Origin of the sequence: Pseudomonas sp. MIS38, assembly GCF_019891575.1 — a bacterium.
Classification (GTDB): domain Bacteria; phylum Pseudomonadota; class Gammaproteobacteria; order Pseudomonadales; family Pseudomonadaceae; genus Aquipseudomonas; species Aquipseudomonas putida_A.
This window is the reverse complement of record NZ_JAFLXF010000029.1, coordinates 82451-88450: the sequence shown is the minus strand read 5'-3', so window position 1 is coordinate 88450 and position 6000 is coordinate 82451. Positions and strand designations below refer to the sequence as shown.

Here is a 6000-nt window from a genome sequence, read left to right as displayed (position 1 = left end):
AACGAATGGTGGGTGATGACGGGATCGAACCGCCGACATTCTGCTTGTAAGGCAGACGCTCTCCCAGCTGAGCTAATCACCCTTCGCTTCGGTGTGGCGCGCATTCTACGGAGCGACCCAACCTCTGGCAAGCACTTTTTTAATTAATTTTCTCAGGCCTTCCAAAGGCTTAGAGAAGGGTTGGCCTATGACCCGGCGAAGACAATAATGCCCCCCTTTGTATAAAGGAGAGACTCACCCCATGTGGTTCAAAAACCTGCTTATCTATCGCCTGACCCAAGACCTGCCTGTCGATGCCGAGGCGCTGGAAACTGCACTGGCCACCAAACTGGCGCGTCCATGTGCAAGCCAGGAGTTGACCACCTACGGTTTCGTCGCGCCGTTCGGCAAAGGCGAAGATGCGCCACTGGTGCACGTCAGCGGTGACTTCCTGCTGATCGCTGCGCGTAAAGAAGAACGCATTCTGCCGGGCAGCGTCGTGCGCGATGCGGTCAAGGAGAAGGTCGAAGAGATCGAAGCCGAGCAGATGCGCAAGGTCTATAAGAAGGAACGCGATCAGATCAAGGATGAAATCATCCAGGCGTTCCTGCCGCGCGCCTTTATCCGTCGCTCGTCGACCTTCGCCGCCATCGCGCCGAAACAGGGCCTGATCCTGGTCAACTCGGCCAGCCCGAAACGTGCCGAAGACCTGCTTTCCACAATGCGTGAAGTGCTCGGCACCCTGCCCGTGCGTCCACTGACCGTGAAAACCGCACCGACGGCCGTGATGACCGAATGGGTCACCACCCAGCAAGCCGCCCCGGACTTCTTCGTACTGGACGAATGCGAGCTGCGCGATACCCACGAAGACGGCGGCATCGTGCGTTGCAAGCGTCAGGACCTGACCAGCGAAGAAATCCAGCTGCACCTGAGCACCGGTAAAGTCGTGACTCAGTTGTCGCTGGCCTGGCAGGACAAACTGTCGTTCATGCTCGATGACAAGATGACCGTCAAACGCCTGAAGTTCGAAGACCTGCTGCAGGATCAGGCGGAACAGGACGGTGGCGACGAGGCCCTAGGCCAACTGGACGCCAGCTTCACCCTGATGATGCTGACCTTCGGCGACTTCCTGCCGGCGCTGGTGGAAGCGTTGGGCGGTGAAGAGACTCCGCAGGGGATCTAAAACCCTTGTGAAATCCCAATGTGGGAGCAGGCTTGCTCGCGAAAGCGGTGTGTCATTCAACATTAACTTGGCTGACCCGCCGCTTTCGCGAGCAAGCCCGCTCCCACAATTGGTTTTGTGGTGTAACTAATAATAAGGAACAGGCCATGCGCGCACTGGCTGCACTGAGCCGCTTTGTCGGCAACACTTTCGCTTACTGGGTTCTGATTTTCGCCGTGATCGCGTTCCTGCAACCGGCGTGGTTTCTCGGCCTCAAGGGCGCGATCGTGCCGCTGCTGGGGCTGGTGATGTTCGGCATGGGCCTGACCCTCAAACTCGGTGACTTCGCTGCCGTCGCCCGCCATCCGTGGCGCGTGGCTCTGGGCGTGGTCGCACATTTCGTGATCATGCCCGGCGTGGCGTGGTTGCTCTGCCAGATCTTCCACCTGCCGCCGGAAATCGCGGTCGGGGTGATTCTGGTCGGCTGCTGCCCAAGCGGCACCTCTTCCAACGTCATGACCTGGCTGGCCCGCGGCGATCTGGCGCTGTCGGTGGCGATTGCTGCCGTCACCACCCTCCTCGCCCCGTTGCTGACCCCGGCGCTGATCTGGCTGCTGGCTTCGGCGTGGTTGCCGGTTTCGTTCATGGAATTGTTCTGGTCGATTCTGCAAGTGGTGCTGCTGCCGATCGTGCTCGGCGTGGTCGCGCAACGCGTGCTCGGCGACAAGGTGCGCCACGCGGTGGACGTGTTGCCACTGGTGTCGGTGGTCAGCATCGTGATCATCGTCACCGCCGTGGTGGCCGCCAGTCAGGCGAAAATCGCCGAATCCGGTCTGCTGATCATGGCCGTGGTGATGCTGCACAACAGCTTCGGCTACTTGCTGGGTTACTTCACTGGACGCCTGTTCAAGTTGCCACTGGCGCAGCGCAAGTCGCTGGCGCTGGAAGTCGGCATGCAGAACTCGGGGTTGGGCGCGGCCTTGGCCAGTGCGCACTTCTCGCCGCTGGCCGCGGTGCCGAGCGCGTTGTTCAGCGTCTGGCACAACATTTCCGGGGCGTTGCTCTCGACGTACTTCCGGCGCATGAGCGAGAAAGAAGACCGTGAGGCGCTAGCGCAGCAGCCAGCCGACTGACCGGGAAACTTGATCCCCGGATTAATGCTCGGCAGACTGTTGCGCTACGCGGGGACGACCCTGCGGCTCGATCGAGTTATCAATCTGGGGACGGCCCCGTCAATCGATGGAGGTCTCTTATGTCCTGGATCATTCTGTTTTTCGCCGGCCTGTTCGAAGTCGGCTGGGCCGTCGGCCTGAAATACACCGACGGCTTCACCCGCCCGCTCCCCACCGTCCTGACCGTTGCGGCCATGGCCATCAGCCTTGGCCTGCTGGGTCTGGCAATGAAGGAATTGCCGCTGGGTACGGCTTATGCGATCTGGACCGGAGTCGGTGCCGTGGGCACGGTGATTGCCGGGATCATTCTGTTTGGCGAGTCGATGGCATTGATTCGGCTGGCCAGTGTGGCGTTGATCATTACCGGGTTGATTGGTCTCAAGGTCAGCGCTTAGGCCACTGGCCTCTATCGCGAGCAGGCTCACTCCTACAAGGGGTACGCGCTTCAAATGTAGGAGTGAGCCTGCTCGCGATAGGGCCATATCAGGTGACAACTACCTGACAGTCCCGCGCAACGCCCCCACCAACCCCTGCAATTTCGCCGGCTGCGCCGCCTCAACCTCGACCGCCGAACCCGCCACCAACGTCACCCGCGACCACAACCGCTTGAACAGCCCCTTGTTCGGATCGCGGCTGAAGAAACTCCCCCACAACCCTTGCAACGCCAGCGGAATCACCGGCACCGGCGTTTCTTCGAGAATCCGCGTCAGGCCGCCCTTGAACTCGTTGATCTCACCATCGGTGGTCAACTTGCCTTCGGGGAAGATGCACACCAGCTCACCGTCCTTCAGATACTGGGCAATCCGGGTGAAGGCCTTTTCGTAGATCTGGATGTCTTCGTTGCGTCCGGCAATCGGAATCGTCCCCGCCGTGCGGAAGATAAAGTTCAGCACCGGCAGGTTGTAGATCTTGTAGTACATGACAAAGCGAATCGGCCGACGCACCGCGCCGCCAATCAGCAGCGCATCGACGAACGACACGTGGTTGCACACCAACAGCGCCGCGCCCTCGTCCGGGATCGCCTCGAGGTTGCGGTGCTCGACGCGGTACATGGAATGGCTGAGCAGCCAGATCATGAAACGCATGCTGAACTCGGGGACGATCTTGAAGATGTAGGCGTTGACGCCGATGTTCAGCAGCGACACCACCAGGAACAATTGCGGAATCGACAGTTTGACCACACTCAGCAACACGATCGAAACGATCGCCGACACCACCATGAACAGAGCGTTGAGAATGTTGTTGGCGGCAATCACCCGCGCCCGCTCGTTCTCGGCGGTGCGCGACTGGATCAACGCGTACAGCGGCACGATATAGAAACCGCCAAAAATGCCGAGGCCGAAAATGTCGACCAGCACCGCCCAGGTATGCGCAAAGCCCAGCACTTCGGTCCAGCTGTGGCCGTTGACGCTTTCCGGGATTCCACCGGAATGCCACCACAGCAGCAGGCCAAACACGGTCAGGCCGAACGAACCGAACGGCACCAGACCGATCTCGACCTTGCGCCCGGAGAGTTTCTCGCAAAGCATCGAACCCAGCGCAATGCCTACTGAAAACACCGTGAGAATCAGCGTCACCACGGTTTCGTCGCCGTGCATCCATTCCTTGGCGTAGGCCGGGATCTGCGTCAGGTAAATCGCCCCGACAAACCAGAACCACGAGTTGCCGACAATCGAACGCGACACCGCAGGCGTCTGGCCCAGACCGAGTTTCAGCGTGGCCCAGGACTGGCTGAAGATGTTCCAGTTCAGGCGCATTTCCGGCGAGGCCGCCGCCGCGCGCGGAATGCTGCGACTGGCGAGATAACCGAGCACCGCAATCCCGACAATCGCGGTCGAAACCAGCGGCGCGTAGTGCGTCGAGGACATGATGATCCCGGCGCCGATGGTCCCGGCGAGAATCGCCAGAAACGTGCCCATCTCCACCAGCCCGTTGCCGCCAACCAGTTCATCCTCACGCAACGCCTGCGGCAGGATCGAATACTTCACCGGCCCGAACAGCGCCGAATGCGTGCCCATGGCAAACAGCGCCACCAGCATCAGCGACAGGTGATCGAACAGGAAACCGATCGATCCTACGGCCATGATCGCGATTTCCGCGAGTTTGATCAGACGGATCAACGCGTCCTTGGCGAATTTTTCCCCGAACTGCCCGGCCAACGCCGAAAACAGAAAGAACGGCAGGATAAACAGCAGCGCGCACAGGTTGACCCAGATCGAACGGTCACCTTCGATGGTCAGCCGATACAGAATGGCGAGGATCAGCGACTGCTTGAACACGTTGTCATTGAACGCGCCCAGCGACTGCGTGATGAAAAACGGCAGAAAGCGCCGAGTGCGAAGCAGGTTGAACTGTGAGGGGTGACTCATCTTCCGTGTTTCCCTGAGGTCGGTAGAGAATGGCCTGGATCTGCTTATTGGAATCTCGATCGGCGATCCAGGCCACACCTTACCTAAACTTTTCAGGTTATTTCTTCAACCCTGCAATACAAGGTGAGACAAACAGCTCACCGCGCCACGCGCCTTGCACGGTGCGTTTACCGACGATCAGCCACATCACCGCCAGCAGGCTCACCAGCATGCAGCCGACCACGCTGAAAAAATCCAGGTTCAGCGTGCTGGCGAGTTTGAGGGTCGCCAGCGAATACACGCCCAGCGGGAAGGTAAAACCCCACCAGCCGAGGTTGAACGGGATGCCGTCACGCAGGTAACGCGCGGTGATCAGCAGCGCCATCAACATCCACCACAAGCCGAAGCCCCACAGGGTGATACCGGCGACCAGCCCTACGCCTGCAGCGATTTCACCGATACCCGGCAGCCCGTTGGCGGCGAAGATCGCTGGTGCATCAGCGCCCAGCAGCAACATGCCCAACGCACCAGTGCCGATCGGGCCGAGGGCCAGCCAGCTTGAGGCGGCCATGTTTTCGTGAGGCAGTTTATGCAGCGCCATGCGCAGCAACAGGATGGTCAGAATGCTGAACGCCACCGGCAGGGAAAATGCCCAGAGCACGTAGCTGGTGGTCAGCACCACCAGTTGCGCGTGAGCATCGGCCAGATGCGGCGCGAGCAAACCGCCGCTGGCCGCCGCCACTTCCGCCGCCACCACCGGCAACAGCCAGACCGCGGTCATCTGGTCGATGCTGTGTTCCTGGCGGGTAAACATCATGTAAGGGATCAACACACCGCAGGCCAGCGACATCGCCACGTCGAGCCACCACAGCACTTCGGCAAGATGAATTACGCCCTCGCCCCAGCGTGGCAGACCGAACAGCAGAAAGCCGTTGATGATGGTCGCCAAACCCATGGGAATGGTGCCGAAGAACATCGAAACAGTGGAGTGACCGAAGATCCGCCGCGCTTCATCGAAGAATAAAATCCAGCGCGCGGCATAGGCGAAGGTAAACAAGGTGAACAACAGAATGTTGAACAGCCACAAACCCTCGGCCACCGCGTGCAGCCCGGGAATCGCCACCGGTAATTGCGCCAGCGCCAGGGCCAGCACGCCGGTGCCCATGGTCGCGGCGAACCAGTTCGGGGTGAATTGACGGATCACTTCACGTGGATGCTGAAGCTGGCTGAACGGCTTGATGCCGGGTTTGGCGGTGTTGGGGCAAGTCATCATGAACTCCTGTCCTCAGGTGAGGTTGAGCCCATGGTAGAACCGAATCGAATATCTATATAACGGGTA

Annotated in this window: 5 protein-coding genes and 1 tRNA gene; 3 read left to right on the top strand and 3 right to left on the bottom strand. The window is 60.0% G+C overall.

Annotated features, from left to right (window positions below):
- Positions 1 to 6: 6 nt before the first annotated feature.
- Positions 7 to 82: transfer RNA gene (locus tag J1G18_RS25700), tRNA-Val, on the bottom strand.
- 159 nt (positions 83 to 241) lie between these two features.
- Between J1G18_RS25700 and rdgC the strand changes: the two genes are divergently transcribed.
- The 3 genes from rdgC to sugE all read left to right on the top strand — a co-directional run bounded on the left by rdgC (position 242) and on the right by sugE (position 2708).
- Positions 242 to 1162 carry a recombination-associated protein RdgC gene (gene rdgC, locus J1G18_RS25695; protein ID WP_003223096.1) on the top strand — a complete coding sequence of 307 codons (921 nt, stop codon included), beginning with the start codon at positions 242 to 244 and terminating at the stop codon, positions 1160 to 1162.
- A 146-nt stretch (positions 1163 to 1308) separates the two neighbouring features.
- Positions 1309 to 2274, top strand: a complete 966-nt coding sequence (locus J1G18_RS25690) for a bile acid:sodium symporter family protein (protein WP_135295263.1) — start codon at positions 1309 to 1311, stop codon at positions 2272 to 2274.
- 119 nt (positions 2275 to 2393) lie between these two features.
- Complete coding sequence (sugE, locus tag J1G18_RS25685; protein ID WP_003223093.1) at positions 2394 to 2708, top strand: quaternary ammonium compound efflux SMR transporter SugE; 315 nt, start codon at positions 2394 to 2396, stop codon at positions 2706 to 2708.
- A 99-nt stretch (positions 2709 to 2807) separates the two neighbouring features.
- Here the strand turns inward: sugE and J1G18_RS25680 are convergent, their stop codons facing one another.
- A complete protein-coding gene (locus tag J1G18_RS25680; RefSeq protein WP_223009080.1) occupies positions 2808 to 4682 on the bottom strand; it encodes an MFS transporter in 1875 nt (624 codons plus the stop codon).
- 97 nt (positions 4683 to 4779) lie between these two features.
- Complete coding sequence (locus tag J1G18_RS25675) at positions 4780 to 5931, bottom strand: TDT family transporter (protein ID WP_223009078.1); 1152 nt, start codon at positions 5929 to 5931, stop codon at positions 4780 to 4782.
- Between the last annotated feature and the right edge of the window lie 69 nt (positions 5932 to 6000).

What these genes read in the sequence shown, in the direction of transcription:
- J1G18_RS25680 (WP_223009080.1), bottom strand. Translation starts at nt 4,682, where the DNA reads ATGAGTCACCCCTCACAGTTCAACCTGCTTCGCACTCGGCGCTTTCTG.
- J1G18_RS25690 (WP_135295263.1), top strand. Translation starts at nt 1,309, where the DNA reads ATGCGCGCACTGGCTGCACTGAGCCGCTTTGTCGGCAACACTTTCGCT.
- rdgC (WP_003223096.1), top strand. Translation starts at nt 242, where the DNA reads ATGTGGTTCAAAAACCTGCTTATCTATCGCCTGACCCAAGACCTGCCT.
- J1G18_RS25675 (WP_223009078.1), bottom strand. Translation starts at nt 5,931, where the DNA reads ATGACTTGCCCCAACACCGCCAAACCCGGCATCAAGCCGTTCAGCCAG.
- sugE (WP_003223093.1), top strand. Translation starts at nt 2,394, where the DNA reads ATGTCCTGGATCATTCTGTTTTTCGCCGGCCTGTTCGAAGTCGGCTGG.